At 40.4% G+C, this 20,736-nt stretch carries 18 protein-coding genes; 6 read left to right on the top strand and 12 right to left on the bottom strand.

Annotated elements, in window-relative coordinates; all coding sequences use genetic code 11:
• On the top strand, window positions 1-912 hold the full coding sequence (rdgC, locus tag HH219_RS04855; protein WP_054206162.1) for a recombination-associated protein RdgC: 912 nt from the start codon (window positions 1-3) through the stop codon (window positions 910-912).
• Window positions 913-1,270: 358 nt separating this feature from the next.
• Here rdgC and HH219_RS04850 read toward each other — a convergent pair whose 3' ends face one another.
• Entirely contained in the window at window positions 1,271-2,110 is an 840-nt protein-coding gene (locus tag HH219_RS04850; protein WP_054206163.1) for an HDOD domain-containing protein, read from the bottom strand.
• A gap of 283 nt (window positions 2,111-2,393) precedes the next feature.
• Between HH219_RS04850 and HH219_RS04845 the strand changes: the two genes are divergently transcribed.
• Window positions 2,394-4,082, top strand: coding sequence for a Zn-dependent hydrolase (locus tag HH219_RS04845; protein WP_054455243.1), 1,689 nt, complete (start codon window positions 2,394-2,396; stop codon window positions 4,080-4,082).
• 111 nt (window positions 4,083-4,193) lie between these two features.
• Here the strand turns inward: HH219_RS04845 and HH219_RS04840 are convergent, their stop codons facing one another.
• Window positions 4,194-4,400, bottom strand: a complete 207-nt coding sequence (locus HH219_RS04840) for a hypothetical protein (protein WP_169326801.1) — start codon at window positions 4,398-4,400, stop codon at window positions 4,194-4,196.
• Between the two features lie 8 nt (window positions 4,401-4,408).
• Window positions 4,409-4,804, bottom strand: a complete 396-nt coding sequence (locus HH219_RS04835) for an HIT domain-containing protein (protein WP_169326800.1) — start codon at window positions 4,802-4,804, stop codon at window positions 4,409-4,411.
• A gap of 116 nt (window positions 4,805-4,920) precedes the next feature.
• Between HH219_RS04835 and HH219_RS04830 the strand changes: the two genes are divergently transcribed.
• Window positions 4,921-7,146 (top strand): S9 family peptidase, encoded by a 2,226-nt coding sequence (locus HH219_RS04830; protein ID WP_169326799.1) that lies wholly within the window; start codon window positions 4,921-4,923, stop codon window positions 7,144-7,146.
• Between the two features lie 180 nt (window positions 7,147-7,326).
• Window positions 7,327-8,964 carry a methyl-accepting chemotaxis protein gene (locus HH219_RS04825; protein ID WP_169326798.1) on the top strand — a complete coding sequence of 546 codons (1,638 nt, stop codon included), beginning with the start codon at window positions 7,327-7,329 and terminating at the stop codon, window positions 8,962-8,964.
• 359 nt (window positions 8,965-9,323) lie between these two features.
• Here the strand turns inward: HH219_RS04825 and HH219_RS04820 are convergent, their stop codons facing one another.
• The 4 genes from HH219_RS04820 to HH219_RS04805 all read right to left on the bottom strand — a co-directional run bounded on the left by HH219_RS04820 (window position 9,324) and on the right by HH219_RS04805 (window position 14,104).
• A complete protein-coding gene (locus tag HH219_RS04820; RefSeq protein WP_169326797.1) occupies window positions 9,324-10,847 on the bottom strand; it encodes a leucyl aminopeptidase family protein in 1,524 nt (507 codons plus the stop codon).
• Between the two features lie 123 nt (window positions 10,848-10,970).
• The gene (locus HH219_RS04815) at window positions 10,971-12,653 is read right to left on the bottom strand and encodes a carbon starvation protein A (protein ID WP_054455249.1); all 1,683 of its coding nucleotides are present in this window, start codon (window positions 12,651-12,653) and stop codon (window positions 10,971-10,973) included.
• A 127-nt stretch (window positions 12,654-12,780) separates the two neighbouring features.
• On the bottom strand, window positions 12,781-13,833 hold the full coding sequence (gene dinB, locus HH219_RS04810; protein ID WP_169326796.1) for a DNA polymerase IV: 1,053 nt from the start codon (window positions 13,831-13,833) through the stop codon (window positions 12,781-12,783).
• Between the two features lie 64 nt (window positions 13,834-13,897).
• Complete coding sequence (locus HH219_RS04805; RefSeq protein ID WP_054206172.1) at window positions 13,898-14,104, bottom strand: hypothetical protein; 207 nt, start codon at window positions 14,102-14,104, stop codon at window positions 13,898-13,900.
• Between the two features lie 143 nt (window positions 14,105-14,247).
• Here HH219_RS04805 and HH219_RS04800 point away from each other — a divergent pair, with 143 nt between their 5' ends.
• Window positions 14,248-14,676 carry a thioesterase family protein gene (locus HH219_RS04800; RefSeq protein WP_054206173.1) on the top strand — a complete coding sequence of 143 codons (429 nt, stop codon included), beginning with the start codon at window positions 14,248-14,250 and terminating at the stop codon, window positions 14,674-14,676.
• A gap of 20 nt (window positions 14,677-14,696) precedes the next feature.
• Window positions 14,697-15,749 carry an aldo/keto reductase gene (locus HH219_RS04795; RefSeq protein WP_169326795.1) on the top strand — a complete coding sequence of 351 codons (1,053 nt, stop codon included), beginning with the start codon at window positions 14,697-14,699 and terminating at the stop codon, window positions 15,747-15,749.
• A gap of 80 nt (window positions 15,750-15,829) precedes the next feature.
• Here the strand turns inward: HH219_RS04795 and HH219_RS04790 are convergent, their stop codons facing one another.
• From HH219_RS04790 to HH219_RS04770, 5 genes are all read right to left on the bottom strand, one after another.
• Window positions 15,830-16,444, bottom strand: a complete 615-nt coding sequence (locus tag HH219_RS04790) for a fumarylacetoacetate hydrolase family protein (RefSeq protein WP_169326794.1) — start codon at window positions 16,442-16,444, stop codon at window positions 15,830-15,832.
• Window positions 16,445-16,462: 18 nt separating this feature from the next.
• Window positions 16,463-18,424: a response regulator gene (locus HH219_RS04785; protein WP_169326793.1), complete on the bottom strand. Its 1,962-nt coding sequence runs from the start codon at window positions 18,422-18,424 to the stop codon at window positions 16,463-16,465.
• A gap of 128 nt (window positions 18,425-18,552) precedes the next feature.
• Window positions 18,553-19,014, bottom strand: a complete 462-nt coding sequence (locus HH219_RS04780) for a response regulator (protein ID WP_054206177.1) — start codon at window positions 19,012-19,014, stop codon at window positions 18,553-18,555.
• Window positions 19,015-20,493: a sensor histidine kinase gene (locus HH219_RS04775; RefSeq protein ID WP_169326792.1), complete on the bottom strand. Its 1,479-nt coding sequence runs from the start codon at window positions 20,491-20,493 to the stop codon at window positions 19,015-19,017.
• Between the two features lie 22 nt (window positions 20,494-20,515).
• Window positions 20,516-20,716 carry a hypothetical protein gene (locus HH219_RS04770; protein ID WP_054206179.1) on the bottom strand — a complete coding sequence of 67 codons (201 nt, stop codon included), beginning with the start codon at window positions 20,714-20,716 and terminating at the stop codon, window positions 20,516-20,518.
• Between the last annotated feature and the right edge of the window lie 20 nt (window positions 20,717-20,736).

Raw genomic sequence — 20,736 nt, 5'->3', positions numbered from 1 at the left:
ATGTGGTTTAGTAACCTTATTTGTTATCGCTTTAAACAAGACGTTTCGTATACTCAAGAAGACTTTGACAAAGCGTTAGAGCAGGACCTATTTCGCCCTTGCGGTAGCCAAGATTTAAGCACATTTGGCTGGACCAAAGCCTTTGGTAAGCACGGGGATACCCTTTCTCACTTTTCGCAAAAAAGTATTTTAGTCTGCGCTAAGCGTGAAGAAAAAGTACTTCCGGCCGCTGTGATCAACGATATGGTTGCAGAAAAAATTGAGCTGATCGAAGCTGAAGAAAATCGCCCAGTTAAGAAAAAAGAGAAAGATGAGCTCAAAGAAAATATCCTGCATAGCTTATTGCCGCAAGCATTTAAAAAATCGAGCTTACAGTTTGCCTTTATCGACCAAGAAAATGGTTGGGTAGTCGTTAACAGCGGCAGTTTCAATAAAGCTGAAGAGCTATTAGCATTACTTCGCAAGTCTCTGGGTACATTACCTGTCGTCCCTGCTTTTGCTAACTATGACTTAGATGTGTTTTTAACTGACTGGCTAACCAACTTTAGTACGCCTGAGGGCTTTGCAATTGGCTCAGACGCCGAGTTAGAAGAAGCAGATGACAGTGGTGCACAAGTTAAACTTAAAGGCCACGACCTTGCATGTGATGAAGTAAAATCACACTTAGAAAGTGGTAAGCGTGTCACTAAGCTTGCGCTTGATTGGCAAGAACGTCTTAAATTCATGTTACAAAATGACGGTTCAATTAAACGCTTAAGCTACTCAGATACACTCAAAGAAGAAAATGCTGATATACCAAAAGAAGATATGTTAGTAAAACTAGACGCTGATTTTATTCTTGCTTCAGAAGAAATTAAATTACTACTAGAAGAACTAACACAAGGTTTAGGCGACGTTGAAGACTTAGCCTAGGGTGTGTTGACCTTTCGTGATTGATTTTGCAGCAGTATGTTTGGTATTTAGGCAAGGCAGAGCCTATGTCGTGTGGTTGTTCCCCATAAATAGGCGATAACGCAGTATAAATGCCAAACATGCGCTGCCCAAAGGGTTCTTCCTAGGGGCGATTGACTCTTTGTTACCTACACGGATGTAGGTAAGGGGCGTGAGCAGGACGCGGAAGCTTTGCTCGGTTTTTACTTAGCCCGCTAGGTTACAAACCTCGCGCCGCGATTAAATCGCCCCTAGATTGAACAAATTTCAATCCACAAAGGTCAACACGCCCTAGAGTTTGATTTTCAAAAAAAGCGCCGAGGCGCTTTTTTCGTAATAATTAACTAAATACAGATTTCACATCATCAAGCATTTTATAATAGTCATCACTTGAGAAAATATCAGTTGATGAAATAACACCTTTATCAATATACATTTGTAAAGCAGCTGATTTATCAGACACTTGTAAAATCCCTTCCATGATCGCACCAATGCGAATAAAATCTACATAGCTTATGTTTTCAGGTCGATAATTAGGATTTGCCCAACTTTCTGACACTTCAACAAATTCATCTGTAAAATCCCATGCGCGCATTATAGCACCACCGACTTTACCACTGAGTTTTTGGATTGCATGAGCTAAAAAACTCGGATTAGCAAATACTTCAGGGTGACGCTCAGCTTCTGTTAAAATAGGCAATACACCAATATTATAAACTAATGACGCTAATGTAATCGTATCGCGATTTAATGACGTTTGCTTATTCTCTTTAAGAAAAAACTCCATTAGCGTAATTGAATGACATGCAACTTTTAAGGTTTTTTGCCATGCTTTATCCATGTAACCTTTTATTAATTCATTGTTTGAAACAAACAGTTGTTCCATTGCCATTGCTGTCGCAATATTTTTAATTTGTCTTAAACCAATGCGAGTAACGGCCTGATTGATATTAGAAACCTTAACCGAACGCCCCATAAACGCACTATTTGCAACCTTTATCATCCGCGCAGCCAAAGCGGGATCATGAGATATTACATCAGCCATTTGCGCTAAATTTACATCCGGATTATCTGCAGCTTGACGAACACGTACAGCAATCTCTGGCAAAGTTGGTAAAACCAAGGTGTCATTATTTATTCGATCGACCAAAATGGTCAGTAGTGCGTTTTCTGTTGACATAGATGTGCCATCCTTCTGTATTGGTTTTTAATATATCTAAACCATGGAATGTTTGTTTATTATAGATACAGTATTGTCTAACTTGCCGCTAAAGTTAAGAAAAAACAAAGAAATTATCTTAATTTATTTATTCTAGCGGTTTTACTCTTCCAGAAGTAACGGCGAATGATTCGGTAAGCTTGCTATTTACGCTCAAGGTTTGCTTTAATGCTGACATAACAAGTAAGCGTTAGTCTCCTTTTAGCAGAGACAAAAATTAAACACACTTTTAATGGGCAACATAATGACTCTCAATAAAATTAGCCAAGCACTTATTCTCGCCAGTAGCGTTTTTATTGGTGCATGTTCTGAGCAAGCAACAACCACACAAACAGCAGAAAAAACTAAAACAACACATGCTGATGTAACACAGTTAGTTAACGCTGAGGAAAATCGCTTAGATATCTACACTGATTTCACGCTTACCACAGACTTATCTCACCTTAGTACAAATCAACAAGCCATGGTAGCAAAGCTAATTGATGCATCTAAAATTATGGATGACCTTTTTTGGCGCCAAGCCTTTGGTGAAGATAAAGCCGTATTTTTAGCTAAAATAAACGACCCAAAAGTACAAAAATTTGCTGATATAAACTATGGCCCATGGGATCGTTTAAATGGTGACCAAGTATTTCTATCTGGCTATGAAGAAAAGAGTGCTGGTGCACAGTTTTACCCAGCAGATATGACCAAAGAAGAGCTTAATAACTCAAGCGTTACAGACAAAAATGGCCTGTACTCAATCATTAAACGTGATGAAAATGGCAAGCTATACAGCGTCGCTTACTCTATTGAGTATGCACAAGCACTTGAAAAAACAGCGTCTTTATTACGTGAAGCAAGTAAACTCGCAGATGACAAAGAATTTGCAAACTACCTCAACTTACGTGCGGATGCCCTTTTAAATGATGAATACCAAGCATCAGATTTTGCTTGGATGGACATGAAGAATAACCCGATTGATGTCGTTATCGGCCCAATTGAAACCTACGAAGACCAATTATTTGGCTCTCGCGCAGCGTTTGAGTCTTACGTATTAGTTAAAGATTTAGCATGGTCTGAGCGTCTAGCAAAATTTGCCGCATTTTTACCTGAGTTACAAAAAGATTTACCCGTTGATGCTAAATACAAGCAAGAAGTACCCGGCTCTGACGCGGACTTAAATGCCTACGACGTTGTTTACTACGCAGGCCACTCCAATGCGGGCAGTAAAACAATTGCTATCAATTTACCAAATGACGAACAAGTGCAACTAGAAAAAGGCACGCGTCGCCTGCAACTTAAAAATGCAATGCGTGCAAAATTCGACAAAATCTTAGTACCAATTGCACAGCAACTCATTGTGCCTGAGCAGCGTAAACACATTACTTTTGATGCATTTTTTGCTAATACAATGTTCCATGAAGTAGCACATGGTTTGGGCATAAAAAACACCATCACAAATAAAGGCACTGTACGCCAATCATTGCAAGAACACGCCAGCGCATTAGAAGAAGGTAAAGCCGATATACTAGGTTTGTATATGGTTGAACAGTTACTTAAAAAAGGCGAAATCACTGAAGGGACTTTAGAAGATTATTACACAACCTTTATGGCTGGCATCTTCCGCTCAGTACGCTTTGGTGCATCAAGCGCTCACGGTAAAGCCAATATGATCCGTTTTAACTTTTTCGCCCAAGAAGGTGCATTTTCTAAAAACGAGCAAGGTCTTTATAGCGTAAACATGGAAAAAATGGGCCTGGCGATGGCCAAATTATCTAGCTTAATTTTAACTCTGCAAGGTGATGGTGATTACCAAAAAGTGGACCAGCTAATTGCGACCCACGGTGATATCAAAACTGAGCTTGCTAAAGACTTAGAAAAACTCAGCCAAGCAAATATCCCGGTAGATGTAACCTTTAAACAAGGTAAAGCTGTATTAGGGTTAAACTAACCCTAGGCTTTGTAAATATAAAACCGCTGCGGCGGTTTTATATTTAACCAGAACTCAAGTTGCGTTGTTACACATACTTAAAATAAAGCATGCTGATAGTTAACACTGTGATTAACAAATAAGGGTGATCCGATACTGCTTTTCTCGCTGGCATACCTTTGGGTGAGTAATTTCTGATAAATACTGTTTACCCTGTTTTGAAATAAAAACGAAAGGCACTTTCAGCCAACGCGGTGAACCTAGTTGTTGCCAAATAGCTGGTTCAAACGTTTCTACTAACTGATAATATTTATACTTAGCAACAAGCATTACCATCATTAAAACACCTAAAAGAGCTCTTTTAAGAGTGTAATTTGCGCATCACTATAAGGCACAGCTGAAAACTTCCCCCACACAGGCGCAGGCCACGCAACGTCTGTTTTAAAACGCGCTATATGATGGATATGTAGTTGTGGCACCATATTACCAAGCGCTGCAACGTTAAGTTTATCTGGATTAAATATGCTTTGAAGTAAATGGCTAAGTTTAGCTGACTCATTCATCAGCACAATTTGATCATCATCACTCAAATCGATACTTTCTTTTAAACCAGCCTGACGAGGCACTAAAATAAACCATGGGTATTGGCTGTCGTTCATTAGCAACACTTTGCACAATGGCCAATCAGCAACCTCTATACAATCGCGCACAAACTCTGGGGCCAAAGAAAATTCAACCGTCATTTTTATTCCTTTTAAATTAAACACAGTGCATTTTCGCTACTTTATAGCATTTAGTTGCAGTTGCCCACGCTTGGCTTTACCATCATTGCAGTTTTTATTCGAGCGAAGGTAAATACGTGTTAAAAAAAATTAAACACCTCTCATACTTGCTACCTCTAGTAGCAACAGCCATTACAGTCCAGGCCGAACCACTGACGTTAGAACGTGTCTTTGATGACCCTAGTTTAGCAGGCAAAGCGCCCGTACAACTTAAATTCTCGCCTGACGGCAGTCGCGTTACTTACTTGCAAGGTAAGGTAGATGACTACAACCGTTACGATTTATGGGAATACAATTTAAAAGATAAATCTAATCGTGTATTAGTTGACTCTGCACAGTTATTTTCAGGCCCAGAAAACCTCTCTGATGAAGAAAAAGCACGCCGTGAACGTCAACGTATTTTTGGCAAAGGTATATTAGAATATAAATGGTCTAAAGATGGTAAAGCGCTGCTTTTCCCACTCAATGGTGATTTGTATTACTATGATTTAGCCTCAGCAAAAAGCCGCAAATTAACCGATACCGATACATTTGAAACGGACGCACGCTTTTCACCTAAAGGTAATTTTGTATCCTTTATTCGTGAACAAAACTTGTATGCGTTAAATCTTACATCAGGTAAAGAAATTCAGCTTAGCAAAGATGGCGGCGGCGTAATCAAAAACGGCATGGCTGAGTTTGTTGCGCAGGAAGAAATGAGCCGTATGACGGGTTACTGGTGGTCGGGTGATGAATCTAAAATTGCCTTTACTCGCATTGACGAAAGCCCAGTAAAAGAAGCGATCCGTAACGAAATTTACGCAGAAGAAGTTAAGTTGTTTAACCAACGCTACCCATTTACAGGGACTAACAACGTTAAAATCCAATTGGGCGTCGTATCCCTCAATGATCAAGCCGTTGATTGGATTGATTTAGGCAAAGACGAAGATATTTATATCGCCCGTGCTAATTGGCTAAAAGATGATAAAACTCTTGCTTACCAATGGCAAAATCGTTCTCAGCAAAAACTAGAACTGCGTTTTTATAACAGCGAGACCAAGAATCAAAAAGTTGCATTGACCGAGACCAGTGATACCTGGATCAACCTGCATTTTGACCTGCAATTCTTAAACGATAAAAAACATTTTGTATGGGCATCAGAGCGTAACGGCTTTAAACATTTATACTTGTACCGTACCAACGGTAAATTAGTTCGTCAAATTACAGATGGCGAATGGGTTGTAGATGGACTAAAAGGGGTTGATGAGAAAAAAGGCGTCGTGTATTTTGCAGGCAGAAAAGACACGCCGCTTGAAAGTCATTTATACAGCGTACCATTATTTAAAAAAGGTAATATTAAACGTATCACTGAACAAGGTGCATACCATAAAGTTGTACTGGCAAAAGACAACAAAACCTTTATTGATAATAGCTCGTCTGTAAATAAACCAAACTCTGCTGCACTGCGTAAAGTAAATGGTGAGTTTATTACGTGGCTTGAAGAAAATAAGCTTGATAAAAACCACCCTCTTACACCTTACCTAGCTGACCTTGCTGAGCCAGAATACGGCACATTAAAAGCTGAAGATGGCCAAATAATGCATTATCGCTTATTCAAACCAAGTGATCTTAGCAATGGCAAAAAACACCCTGTTATTGTTAATGTGTACGGCGGTCCTCATGCACAGCGTGTTACTAATAGCTGGCGCAGTAAAAACCTGTATTTCCAATATATGGCGCAACAAGGCTATGTCATTTTTCAATTAGACAACCGAGGCTCGTACAATCGAGGTAAAAAGTTTGAAGACGCTATTTATAAAAACTTGGGTGTTGTAGAAGTGGCAGACCAAATTAAAGGCGTTGAATTTTTACGAACGCTTGATTATGTAGACCCACAACGTATTGGTATTTATGGTCACAGCTACGGCGGCTACATGGCTCTAATGACCATGTTTAAAGCCGGTGATTACTTTCAAGCAGGTGTATCGGGCGCGCCAGTAACTGATTGGGCATTATATGATACTCACTATACTGAGCGTTATTTAGGCCACCCAAACACTAATGCAAAAGGCTACACGGACAGCGCTGTATTCCCATATTCAGATGGCTTAAAAGGTCCATTAATGATTTATCACGGTATGGCTGATGACAACGTGCTGTTTACGCATGCAACAAAGTTATTTAAGCAATTACAAGATAACGAAAAGCAGTTTGAAATGATGACCTACCCAGGCTCAAAACACAGCCTTCGTGGTAAAAATGTGCAAACACATTTGCACCAAACCATTACCAGCTTCTTTAATCGTCATTTTGATGTTAAATAAAACGTATTAGTAATTTAATAACTAAAGGCTGATTGCAAAATCAGCCTTTTTTATGTTTAATAATAAACGCTATAAAACCCTTAATTCGATTAAGAAAAGAATACCTTAACTAGATTTCTACTCTTTTTTTACTACGCTTAATAGTACTCGCAATAATTGCGGCCTAACTAAGGAAGTACTATGTCGTATCTACGTCGCTTTACAATTTTTCAGCGTTTGGCTATGCTTGTCGGTGTCGTAGTCGTTGGGTTAATACTATTAAGTGTCACCAGCCTCGCTCAGCAATATAGTTCGCTCAAAACTGAGCAATATATAAAAACTAAAAATCTAGTCGAGACTGCCCATAGTATTATTGTGCATTATCACTCATTGCAGCTCAATAACTCTCTGAGCGAATCTCAAGCACAAGCTAGAGCACTAGAAACCATTGCAGCTATGCGTTATGACGACAGTAACTACTACTGGATTAATGACTTTCAACCAGCGATGGTTATGCACCCAATAAAACCACAGTTAAACGGTAAATCGCTATCTGAAACAAAAGATCCTGATGGTACGCGTCTGTTTGTTGAAATGGTTAATATTGTAAAACAACATGACAGTGGCTATGTCCCTTACAAATGGCCCAAACCAGGTAAAGATAAACCCGTTGATAAAATTGCTTATGTAAAAGGCTTTACGCCTTGGCAATGGATTATTGGATCGGGTGTGTATATCGATACAATTGATGAGTCGTTCGCTTCATTAAAAAGCCTAATGATTATTAATGCCAGCATCATTATTATATTGTTAATTAGTTTAAGTTATTTTATTGGTCGCAGCATTTTACGTCCTACGCAGCTTGCAGCCAATATGATGAAAGACATATCTCAAGGTGAAGGCGACTTAACCCAAACACTGGATGAAAGTGGCAATGATGAAGTATCACGCCTATCTCGTTACTTCAACTTGTATACAAAAAAAATGCGCGAGTCACTCAAGCAAGTCGCTCATAATGCAAATGAAGTAAACCAGCATGCTCACACCGTAGACGATGCCAGTAAAACAAACCACTCATTTATAGAGTTACAAAACGATAGCTCAACCCAAGTTGCTACTGCAATGGAGCAAATGACCCACCAAATACATGATGTAAGCCGTAACGCGGAAGCTGCCGAGCAAGCAGCATCACAAGCCGCAAGCAACGCATCTGACGGTAAAAATGTGGTTGCTAAAACAATCCAAGCCATCGAAACTTTATCCAAAAACATTGAAACGGTCAGCCAAGTAACTGCTGATTTAGCGCAAGAAACTAACAATATTGGCTCTGTACTTGATGTGATCAGAGGAATTGCTGAACAAACCAATTTACTTGCCTTAAATGCAGCAATTGAAGCAGCTCGCGCAGGAGAGCAAGGTCGTGGCTTTGCGGTGGTTGCCGATGAAGTTCGTACTCTCGCTAGCCGCACAGGTAAAAGTACCGATGAGATTCAGGCTATGATAGCCAAACTGCAAACAGGCGCACAAGCGGCTGTTGATGCAGTGACCGCAAGTCGGCAGTTATCAACAAATACAGTGCAGCAAGCAGAAACAGCCAACATATCGCTAAGTGAGATTGAGCGTTTAGTATCAGTGATCACCGATATGAACGGCCAGATCGCTCGTGCTACTGAGCAACAATCAAGTGCTGCAGATGAGGTGAATTTACGCATTGGTGAATTATCGCAATCAACTGAACAATCTCTAGCTAACACATCGCAACTCTCTGGCGCGAGTGATAACTTAAAGCGCAGCAGTCAAGCTCTTACCGAGGTCGTTAACCGATTTAAACTTGATTAGTTCTAGGGCGTGTTGACTTTTCGTGATTGATTTTGCAGCAGTATGTTTGGTATTTAGGCAAGGCAGAGCCTATGTCGTGTGGTTGTTCCCCATAAATAGGCGATAACGCAGTATAAATGCCAAACATGCGCTGCCCAAAGGGTTCTTTCTAGGGGCGATTAACTCTTTGTTGCTCGGTTTTTACTTAGCCCGCTAGGTTACAAACCTCGCGCCGCGATTAAATAGCCCCTAGATTGAACAAATTTCAATCCACAAAGGTCAACACGCCCTAGGCTCTTATATGGACTCCCTCTAAATGAATAGACACAAAAAAGCCCCGTTACATTATCAAACGAGGCTTTTTTGTATAATTGTGAATGTTATAGGCAATAGCGTGCGAATAAGCTACTTAAGCCCGCCGCAGTTGGTTTACCATGCTGCCAGTCACCACCTTCAACACCACTGCCAGCAATATCCATGTGAACGTATGGAATTGGCTCTGCAGAATCAGTACCGTGTTTATCAAGGCCACCAACAACAGCTAAAAATGCCATCGGGAACTGGTGCCCACGGGCTGTGACAGCTGAAGCTGCATTATTACTTGAAAGCACATCATCAGCGAGTGTACGTGGCTTGATAAAGTCATAATCTTCACGGCGACTACGCGAAACTTCTGCGCCATCAGCCCATAAATCACCACAATCAGCTAGCTTGCGCGACACATTTGCAGCACGTGCTGGTCCATTTTCAACATACGCGCTGTAAGGGCCCATCGCACGTGCAGCGTGGCCTGTTAACGTGGCGACAGTGAATAACTCAGGGTTCACTTCGCCTTTCGCTAAATCTTTCATTTCACTGAGTAAATCCCCCATTGCTAGGCGGCCTTCTGCATCCGTATTACCAATACGTACACGTACACCTTCACGGCTAGTAATTATTTCATCTGGTACAAAACAATCTGAGCCAATTGAATTACGTACAACGGCCAAGTAGGCAATTACTTTTACGCCTTGAGGCTGAAAATCAGCAACTGATTTCATAAGGCCAGCAACAGAAGCTGCACCACCTTTGTCACGGCTCATACCAGCCATGTAACCACCTACTTTTAAGTCTGCACCGCCTGTATCGTAAACCAAGCCTTTACCAACAAACATCAGCGTACGAGTAACATCGCCTTGCGGAATATACTCAAGTTTAACCACGCGTGGATGATGACGCTCAACGGCATAAGATGCACGCGCAACAGTACTTAACATTGGGTAATCTTTATCAATTTTTGCGATATCAGAAATCACTTCAACACTCACATTACTGCCTTTGAATAAATCAACGCAGTAGTCAGCAAAGCGCGGTGGCGCCATACGTTCAGGCTCGGTACCACATAGATCGCGAGCCGCATATTGGCCAGCGGCCATGGCATCAACAGCTTTCGCCGTTTTTTCATTTGCACCAATTAAAGTAATTTGAGTAATTGGTTCAATGTTTTGACCATGAAACTCACGCGCTTCAAGTGGTTGCCACAAGGCTTGGCAAGCACCTAAATAAGCAACTTCAAGGGCATATTGATAACGGCTTTCTTGACTTGCTTGCGGTAAATAAATAGCAGGCTGTGTGCAGCCTGATGCCTTAGCTTCATTAATCGCAAGTTTCGCTGCATCAAAATAACGGCGTACATCGTCGTAATCACGATTAAGCGGACCCGTAGGGGCTAAAATAACGCGCTTAGAATCGATTACTAATAGGGTAACTTGTTTGCCAATGCGTGCATCTACAGCCATCTGCGCGGCAATTGACTGGCTTAATGAGCTATCAGTTAAGTGTGAGAAGTCATTACCGATAATAATTAACGCATCATGTGCTGCGTCATCAAATGTTGCTGCTGCAACTGCGTGAGGATATGCCATAAAAAAGGTCCTGTTGTCAAAAGATAGGACCTTATTATCATTTATTTAAGTACCCATTGCCAGCAAAGCGAGACAAGCTAATACGCCGCTGGCAACTTGTGGTTACAGTGTAAAATAAATCATCTATTCACTACTTGCTGATTTACTCTCTGCTCGGTGCTTAGCAATAACAGACCATGCCTCAAGCATCACTAATACACTGATAACCAATACCACAACATCAAGCGTCACGAGCAACCAATTACCTTGTTGATAGTATTCACCCAGCTTTATTACACCTGCAAAAAAGGCCATCACTAATACAAAACTCATAGGGATCAATGTGTACTTAGCTGGACGGTTTGCTTTAATAAGCATCACAGAAATGACTAATAACGTTAAGCTTGCAAGAATCTGATTAGTTGATCCAAATAATGGCCAAATAATCATACCGCCACTTCCATCAGCGCCACCAGCACCAAATGCTAATAACAAGCAGCAAACGACAGCTAACAGCGTTGCAATAACGCCATTTTTTATAATCTTAATATTATAAATATCACCCCACTCTTGGATAATATAGCGCTGTAAGCGAACCCCAGAATCCATGGTTGTACCAGCAAAAAGTACAACCATAACGGCTAGTAAAGTAGACGCTATTTCGTGTGAGATACCCCAGCCACTTTCAATTAAGTTTGCGCCACCATTAACAAATGCACCTACACTGCCAGCTCCTAAGTGACTATATATTTCATGCCACTCTTCAGGGGATACAGCCAGTGCAACACCACTTACGGCGACTAACGTAATAAGTGCAAGCATACCTTCGCCAACAGCCCCTAAGTAACCCACAAAACGGGCATCTTTGTCTTTATTAAGCTGTTTAGAGCTAGTACCAGAGGACACAATGCCGTGAAAGCCTGATACCGCGCCACACGCGATTGTTACAAATAACAGTGGGATTATACTGGGTGTGTCCATCGCAACTTGGGTATTAAATGCCGGCGCCGTAATGTCTGGCATAGAGATAAATACGGCTCCATATAACAACACTAAACCTACAAGCAGTTGCATACCATTAATAAAGTCACGAGGCTGTAATAGCATCCATACAGGTAACAATGACGCAATTGCAGCATAAGCAAATAAAATTATAATCCAGTTAGCATTTGCGCTTAAACCAAATAATTCATCAGGTAATGAAATTGGCATGCTGCTGCCCAGGTAAATGGTGTAATACAAAATTCCAACACCAATAAAGCAAAGCGGTATTAGCGATACTTTTTTACGCAATAACTGGCCAATAACCAATGCCACTACAATTGCGGCCCAAGCAGGAAAAACAGCATTAGGACTACTGATAAATGATTTAGCAATCACCACCCCAAATACCGCGTTAACCATTAGTAGCACTAAAAAAACCACAATCATGAATAATGCACGCGTACGCTTACCAATCACGCTTTCAGACAATGCGCCCATTGATTTACCTTTGTTACGCGCACTTGCCCAAAGTGCGCCCATATCGTGCACACCCGCAAAGAATATTGTTCCAAAAACAACCCATAAAACCGCAGGCACCCAGCCCCAGTAAACAGCAATAGCAGGACCAACAATAGGTGCAGCACCTGCAACAGAGGTAAAGTGATGTCCCCAAAGGACGACTTTATTAGTGGGTACATAGTCCACACCATCTTCAAGTTCATGGGCTGGCGTGACAAAGCTGTCATCCATTTTGAAAATCTTCTCGGCGATAAATTTAGAATAAACAAACCAGCCAAAAAGCATCCCAACCATACCCAGCAGTACAATAACAACCGATTGCATAGCCTTCTCTCTTATAGTTAAAATTATTATTAATTAGGAAGCAACCAAACTATTGCGTATTTAAAGACAATGTTTTATCTCCCATCATCTACACTAACAATATTTAAACAACGCTGACTGTAAACCTTTAGTCTAATATGCTCAATTGCATATGCTGTTGAGGCTCACTTTTCACTCCAACACCAATGCCTAATAACCTAACGGGTTGTTGTACACCACGTTGATAAGCTTTACTCAATAGCTCGGTAAAAATGCTGCTATCTAATTGATGGTAGGCTTGATCGGCAGAAGTTACGACAAAATTGGCAAACTTTACTTTAACGCTCAGTTTACTAATTCGCTGATCTAAACCTTGCTTAGTTAAGCGCCGCGTTAACTCTTCTAACAATAACGGTAACTGCTCAAGACATTCTTGTAGATTAGTTTTGTTATATTCATATGTATGTTCCACACTTAATGATTTACGCACACGATTTGTAGATACACAGCCAATGTGAAGCCCTGCGCACTTTTGATAAAGTGAAACGCCAAAGTTCCCCACATGTTGCTGCATCCAATTAACGCCTTTAGCGCATACATCGGCGCCTGTATATAGCCCTTTTAAATTAAGCTTTTCCAGCGTAACTTTTCCCACGCCCGGTATTTTACCCAGTGGTAACTGAGCTAAAAACGCATCAACTTGATCTGGTAATACAACAAATTGGCCGTTTGGTTTATTTTCATCACTGGCAATTTTAGCAATAAATTTAATAGGAGCGATCCCAGCCGATGCAGTTAAACCCGTGGCGGCATAAATATCAGCGCGTATTTGTTGCGCCATTAAAGTCGCACTGCCATGACATGGCGTGCTGTCGGTAACATCAAGGTAAGCTTCATCTAAAGAGAGAGGTTCTATAAGGTTTGTATAACGCTGAAACACGGCACGTATTTGCTCTGAAGCATGTTTATAAACGTGCATTCGTCCTGGTACAATCACTAAATCTGGGCATAATTGTTTGGCTCGGTAGTTTGACATAGCTGAACGTACACCATACTCACGCGCTATATAGTTTGCTGTAGAAAGCACGCCACGGCGGCTATTACCACCAATCGCTAATGGCACGTTAGCAAGCGCAGGATTGTCTCGCATTTCAACGGCAGCATAAAAGCAATCCATGTCGATATGAATAAACTTTTTCATTTCCCCAACCAAACAACTGTATAAATAAACAGTTATTATTAATTAACTTTGATCTATTAGCAAGTCATGAGGGAGATGATTCTTCTTGTGACGATTTCTTACGATTAAATAAACGGCTGCCAAACAACCAAAACGCACCTTCAAGTACAAAACCAAGGATCACCAATGCAATTGCGCCTGAGGCATTCCCCATTGCATAACACACGAAGGCTAAACAAATTACCGCCAATAGCGCTAACCATTTTATAGCTTTGTTGGTAGGTATATTCATTATTAGCTCCTTTAAATTCAGCTAGACTCTTTATGTCAAGGTTAGTCATTAAACTTAGCACATTTCCCTCATTATTCTAATTATCTTGAGCTACCGCCACGCAATTGCTAACCTAGGTTTTTAGTTTTTACGGGTCATAGTCAATGCAATCATTTATAAAACAATACCCTATTCATACTCAAATTAATGTCGCCTGGGGTGAAATGGATGCCTTACAACATGTTAATAACGTCGTTTATTTTCGGTACTTCGAAACTGCCCGCATTGATTTTTTTAATCAAATAAATTTATTAGAAGATTTGCAAACCACAGGGATTGGACCTGTAATAAGTGAAAACAATGCACGGTATAAACGCCCAGTAACATTTCCTGATACAGTACTGGTTGGCGTAACCATTAGTGACATACAGGCTGATCGTTTTATGATGCATTACAGCGTATTTAGCCAACAGCAAAATGCAGTCACCACGTTAGGTTCTTCACAAGTTGTCATGTTTAACTTTAAAACGGGTAAAAAAGCGCTATTGAGTGAACCATTATTGGCCGCACTTCATACTTATTCACGAGATTAAATTAAAAATAAGGATTTATTATGCGTTATAGCCCACTAGGTCGCAGTGGTATCAATGTGTCACGGGTATGCTTAGGAAGCATGACCTGGGGCGTACAAAACACCCAAGCGGATGCGGATGAGCAGATTGCTTATGCTCTAGAGCAAGGCGTTAACTTTATCGATACGGCTGAAATGTATGCCGTACCGCCGACTCCTGATACATACGGTAAAACAGAGCAAATAATTGGCGACTGGTTATCACGTAATAAAAGTAAACGTGATGACATTGTACTGGCAACTAAAATTGCAGGTAACGGTCTTTCTTGGATCCGTGATGGCGGCGATATTACGCGCCAAGCAATCATTAATGCGGTTGATAATTCGTTACAACGCTTACAAACCGACGTAATTGACTTATACCAACTACATTGGCCAAACAGACAATCCCCCCATTTTAGTAAACAATGGCCCGGTATGATCCGCTTTAGTGACGCCAATACAGAGCAGCACACTGCCGGTATGCTCGATATTTTAGAAGGGCTCAATGACTGTGTAAAAGCAGGTAAAATCAAGCATTGTGGGCTTTCTGACGACACACCGTGGGGCATTAGTCAGTTTTTACGTTTAAGCGAAGAGCATAACCTACCGCGCATGGCCTCTATTCAAAATGAATTTAGCTTACTCCACGCAAAAGATTGGCCCTATCTAATAGAGCAATGTATTCATGAAGATATTGCATACCTACCATGGTCACCGCTGGCTGGCGGCATGCTTAGCGGTAAATACCTTAACGGCGCACGCCCAGAGGGAAGCCGCTGGACGCTAATGCAACGCAATGGCTTATTTCGTGATACCCCACAATCACAACAGGCAATAAGCCAATATGTAGAAATCGCTAAAACATATAAAATGTCAGCGGCACAATTGGCGCTAGCATGGTGCGACCAAGTGGATGGCGTATCGTCATCAATTATTGGCGCAACAACTATGGCCCAGCTAAAAGATAACATTGCTGCATTTAATATTGAGCTAAGCGAACAAGCGCTTACTGATATAGGCACTGTTTTTAGACAATACCCAATGCCATTTTAAACAGCCACTAAAAAGCCCAATAACTCATTGGGCTTCTAGGCTATCTCTAATACCTATCTGCATAAATATATTTGATAAACCTAAATGGCTAACCAGCGCTGCTCTAATAATAACTGCTGTGATAAATACAGTTGAGCAACAAACTCAGATCCCGCATTTACCACCCCGACACCAGCAGGCGTACCAGTCATTATAATATCGCCATCTTGCAAAGTCATAAACTCACTAATTTGCGCAAAAATAGCATCTGGTTTTGTGATCATCAACTCACAATCACCTTGTTGTTGTACCTGACCATTGATGTTCAAACTAAAACTAAATGCGGCTTTACTGTCATCTATTAGCACAAACTCACTAAATACAGCAGAGCCATCAAATGCTTTAGCTCTCTCCCATGGCAGCCCCTTACTCTTTAAATGTGTTTGCACATCGCGCTTTGTTAAATCAAGTCCAATTCCAACTGCCGCAAGGCGATTATTTTGTACTAAAAAACACAGTTCGGTCTCAAAATGCAATTCATCATCGTTATGGTGGCTTTTTAAATTAGTACTAATTGCGCTATTTGGTTTTATAAAAAGTAACAGTTCAGTGGGCGTTTCATTGCCAAGCTCTGCGATATGAGCTGCAAAGTTACGTCCTACACAAACAACTTTATTCGGACTAATTGACTCAGTAGTACACAATACTGTATTCATTAAAGATGTTCCTTTATGTCAAACATTAATCAGGTCTGTTAACAACGATAAATTAATCGGCTTTAACAGTACTTGTTCTATTTCCAACTGCTTAATTTTCACAGGATCTGGCTCCATACCACTGACAATTACCCGCTGTATTTTTGGATAATGTTGTTTTATATAGCTGGCCAGCTCCAAACCGCTGCCATCTGGTAAATGCATATCAAGCAGTACTTTATCAAACTGGCTGTCACTTTTTAAAACCGCAAGACAATGAACATAGCTTGATGCGATCAGCGTTTCGACTCCTAAGCTTTCCAGTAATAGTTGAGTTATTTGCGCAGCATCAGCATCATCTTCAACTAATAAAAAGCGTGCTCTACTTTCACTTACTTTATGCTTTATAGCTGTTTCTTCGGGTTGATTATTATTTATAAGCTTATCTTGCAAACACTGATACAATAAAGTTGAATCTACTGGCTTACCGATCACATCATTAAAGCCTAATGCGGATAACTCACTGTGTATTCCTTTCATTGTAGCGGCAGTCAGAGCAATAATAGCTCCCTTAAAACCCATTTTCCTGAGCTCTATTGTTGCCTCTTTTCCACCCATAACTGGCATATGAATATCTAAAAATATAATGTCGAAAGGGGTGCCATTTTGTTGCGCCTTACTAACCTTATCAAGCGCTTGTTTTCCATGTTCTGCATAGTCTACTTTAGCCCCTGCGGAGGAAATCATATGGCCAACTAAAACCCGTAAATCTCTTAAATCATCAACCACTAATACTCGACCAGTAACCTGACATGGCGCGGTTTTATGCTGCATATTTGGCGTTAAATCAAGTTTAAGAAGCTCACGTTCAACTCCCTCAATATTGCCAGGATAGAGAGAAATAGTGAATTTAGAGCCATTACCAATAGCGGACTCCAAAGATATGCTTCCTTGCATTCTACTTAATAACTCAGAGCATATCGCCAAGCCCAAGCCTGCACCACCAACAGATCTAGACTCTACATCCGCAATTTGTTCAAATGGTTTAAATATTAAGGCTTGTTTTTCAGGTGCTATACCAACTCCTGAATCTTTTATACTAAAAAATAGCATTTCCCGATTATTAACCACCTCGGTCCAGGCTCTAACAACAATTTCACCCTCATCAGTGAATTTAATAGCATTATTGACAATATTAATCAGAATTTGTCTAAACCGTGTCGCATCAACATTAATAATCAACGGCAGAGGTTGCAGTGACTCAAATCGAAGAGACAACCCTTTATCCAACGCCGATACGCGCATCAAGGTAAATACATCAGCCATTAAGCTATCTAAGTTTACATTACTGCAGCTGAGTTCAAGTTTATCTGCAGCTATTTTTGATAAATCAAGCACATCATTTAACAAACTAAGTAAGTGCTTACCGTTACGATAAATCACCCCCAATTCGTTATTTGCATGCTCACTGAAGTCACTTTGCATAAGTAACTCGGTGTACCCCAAAATAGACGATAATGGCGTACGTAATTCATGGCTTAAGTGCGCTAAAAAGCGATCTTTCGAGCGGTTTTCTGCCTCTGCTTTTAATCGTTCTAAACGTTCATCCTCAACATCACGTCGAGCTAACGCGTAACGAATTGAACGTGCAAACCGGCTACTACTCATCTCATTTTTTACAAGGTAGTCAACGGCTCCTGCATCAAGTGCAGCTGAATCTAGCGCATCATCTGATTGCCCCGTTAACATGATTATTGGGCCAGCAAACCCATTTTCTACCGCTTGTTTTAATACTGTTAACCCATCTGATGCACCTAACCGGTAGTCAAGGAGGCAAATATCATGTTCGTTTTTGCTTAGTACTTCAACAGCACTCAGAGGATCACTGATCCACTCTATGTCAAACGTATGCGAACTTAACTGCTCTAGATAATCACAAGTGAGTATATAATCATCTTCATCATCTTCAACAAGCAGCAATTTGGTTGCTTTAGTTAACATAATATCTCCCTATGCTAAAAAGCCCACTTAAACATATCTAAGTAGGCTCAAACCTAAACACCTCAAAACAACATTTACGACTCTTAATCAAAGCGGTTATTTTTTAAGGCGTTTGGATGTGTCTATTATTAATCGTTAAAAGTACTCGGCAGCTCAACAAACTCTACCCAATATTTTCCTAACGTTTTCATTAATTCAACCAACCCCTCAAATGTGACAGGCTTAGTAATGTATGAAGCAGCACCTAGATCATAACCTTTTACCATATCCTCTTCTTGCTTAGATGTGGTCAAAATAACAACTGGGATCCCTTTTAAATTAGGGTTAGCCTTAATTGCTTGTAAAGCTTCTCTACCATCCATACGAGGCATATTCAGGTCTAATAAAATTAAGCCCGGTCGTGGTGACGACTCTTTGCTTTCAAACTTTCCTCTGCGCTCAAGGTACTCTAAAAGCTCAACGCCATCTTCAACAAAGTATAGCTCGTTAAGTACGCGGCTTTCGGCTAATGCATCCTGTGCTAGTAAACGATCATCTTCATCGTCATCAGCCATTAATATCGTAATTGGTTTTACTTTAGTGAATGGCATTTACGCCTCTCCTTGCAGTGTGAAAAGCTCACTTTCCACAGGTAATTTTATGACGAAGGTTGCACCCTCGCCGCTTTCGCTTTTTGCAGTTATTGTGCCACCATGGCGCTCAACTATACGTCGACACACAGATAAACCAATACCAGTGCCTTTGTATTGCGATCGCCCGTGAAGACGCTGAAACGGCACAAAAATCTTATCTGTATATTCGGGATCAAAGCCAATGCCGTTATCTGAAACCCTAATAATTTGCCACGATAACTCAGTATTATGGTCATCGCTAAATTCACTATAATGCTCATGTTCAATAGTGATTACAGGCGCTTCATTTGGCCGCCTAAATTTAACTGCATTAGATATTAAATTTAAAAACAACTGCTGCATTTGACTTGGATCAGCCTTAATAATGGGCATTTCAGCTACGCTAACTTGTGCATCACTTTCTTTTATCGCAATTTCTAAATCACTTAATATCTCAGTCATCACAATGTTTAAGTCAGTGTCTGTAAAGTCCTTACCACGTGTTGTTACACGTGAAAACTCTAGCAAATCGTTGATTAGATTTGACATACGCTGCGCCGCATTTTTCATTCTGCCAATGTAATCAATGCCTTTTTCACCTAACTCGTCTTTATACATTGTTTCCAAGCGGTCGCTGAATGCCTGAATTTTTCGCAGGGGTTCTTGCAAATCATGACTTGCCACAAATGCAAAGTCTTCAAGCTCTCGATTACTGCGACTCAACTCATCTGAGTACAACGTAAGTTCTTGCGTGCGCTCGTTAACTTTGTTTGCGAGCGTTTCATTTTGATGTTCAAGTTTTAAGCGATACTTAGCTTCATTTCGCAAATTTAACCGCGTCAAAATAAACATGCCGATAATTAACAAAGCACTCGTAATCGCTGTAATCGCAAACGTTATTTTTGCTTCATTTTTAATTTGCCTTAACTTTGCAAATAAATGCGCTTTAAAAATAATTTCACGATCTTGAATTTTTGTTACAAGCGCTCTAATTTCTTTATAAAGTTCTCGGCCCCTATCAGTATTAAGTATACCTAATGCACGGCGCTCCTTATCATCTTGAGCCAAGTTAACAGTAAGCTTTAGCCCCTTAATTTTAGCGTCAACCAATAAAAATAATTCAGCTATATGCTGAGCTTGCTCATCGATTTCTGATCGCAATGACTTCAAATGCTCAGTTTGTGACTCTAACTGAGTGATCGCATCAAAATAAGGAAGCAAGTAATCTTCTTTCTCTGTCAGTAAGTAACCCCTCTGACCGGATTCAGCTTGCACAACGGATAAATGAAGCTGTTCTATTGCGGCTGTCAATGAGTTTGTGTTATCTAAACTGCCTTGTGTTTTAGTTAAACTTTGAATTGTGTTCAATGCTAAAAAAGCATTACCTACAATAATACAAAGCACAACAGCGATAAAACTTGCCCATACTATGTTTGTTTTTCCTTGCTGTTTCTTCACGCGTAGTTATTTCCTATATGCTTTATTGCGTATCACTAATTTTTTGCAAGCTATCACTGCATTGCTGACAATTACTGATGATTTTATCTAGTGCAGCAATTGCCTTATCTTTAGGCATGTCATTTTCTAGCACAAGCTTTATCAGTTCTGCATTCATTGATATACGATTAAGTGGTGCACGCGCATCATGAACTAATTTATTTAAAGGTTCTTTATCACTCATATTGCCCTCTATGATTACCT

The organism is Pseudoalteromonas sp. NEC-BIFX-2020_015, from assembly GCF_012952265.1.
In the GTDB taxonomy this organism is placed as follows: domain Bacteria; phylum Pseudomonadota; class Gammaproteobacteria; order Enterobacterales; family Alteromonadaceae; genus Pseudoalteromonas; species Pseudoalteromonas neustonica.
Note: the sequence above shows the minus strand (reverse complement) of the source record. Positions and strands in the feature narration are given on the sequence as shown.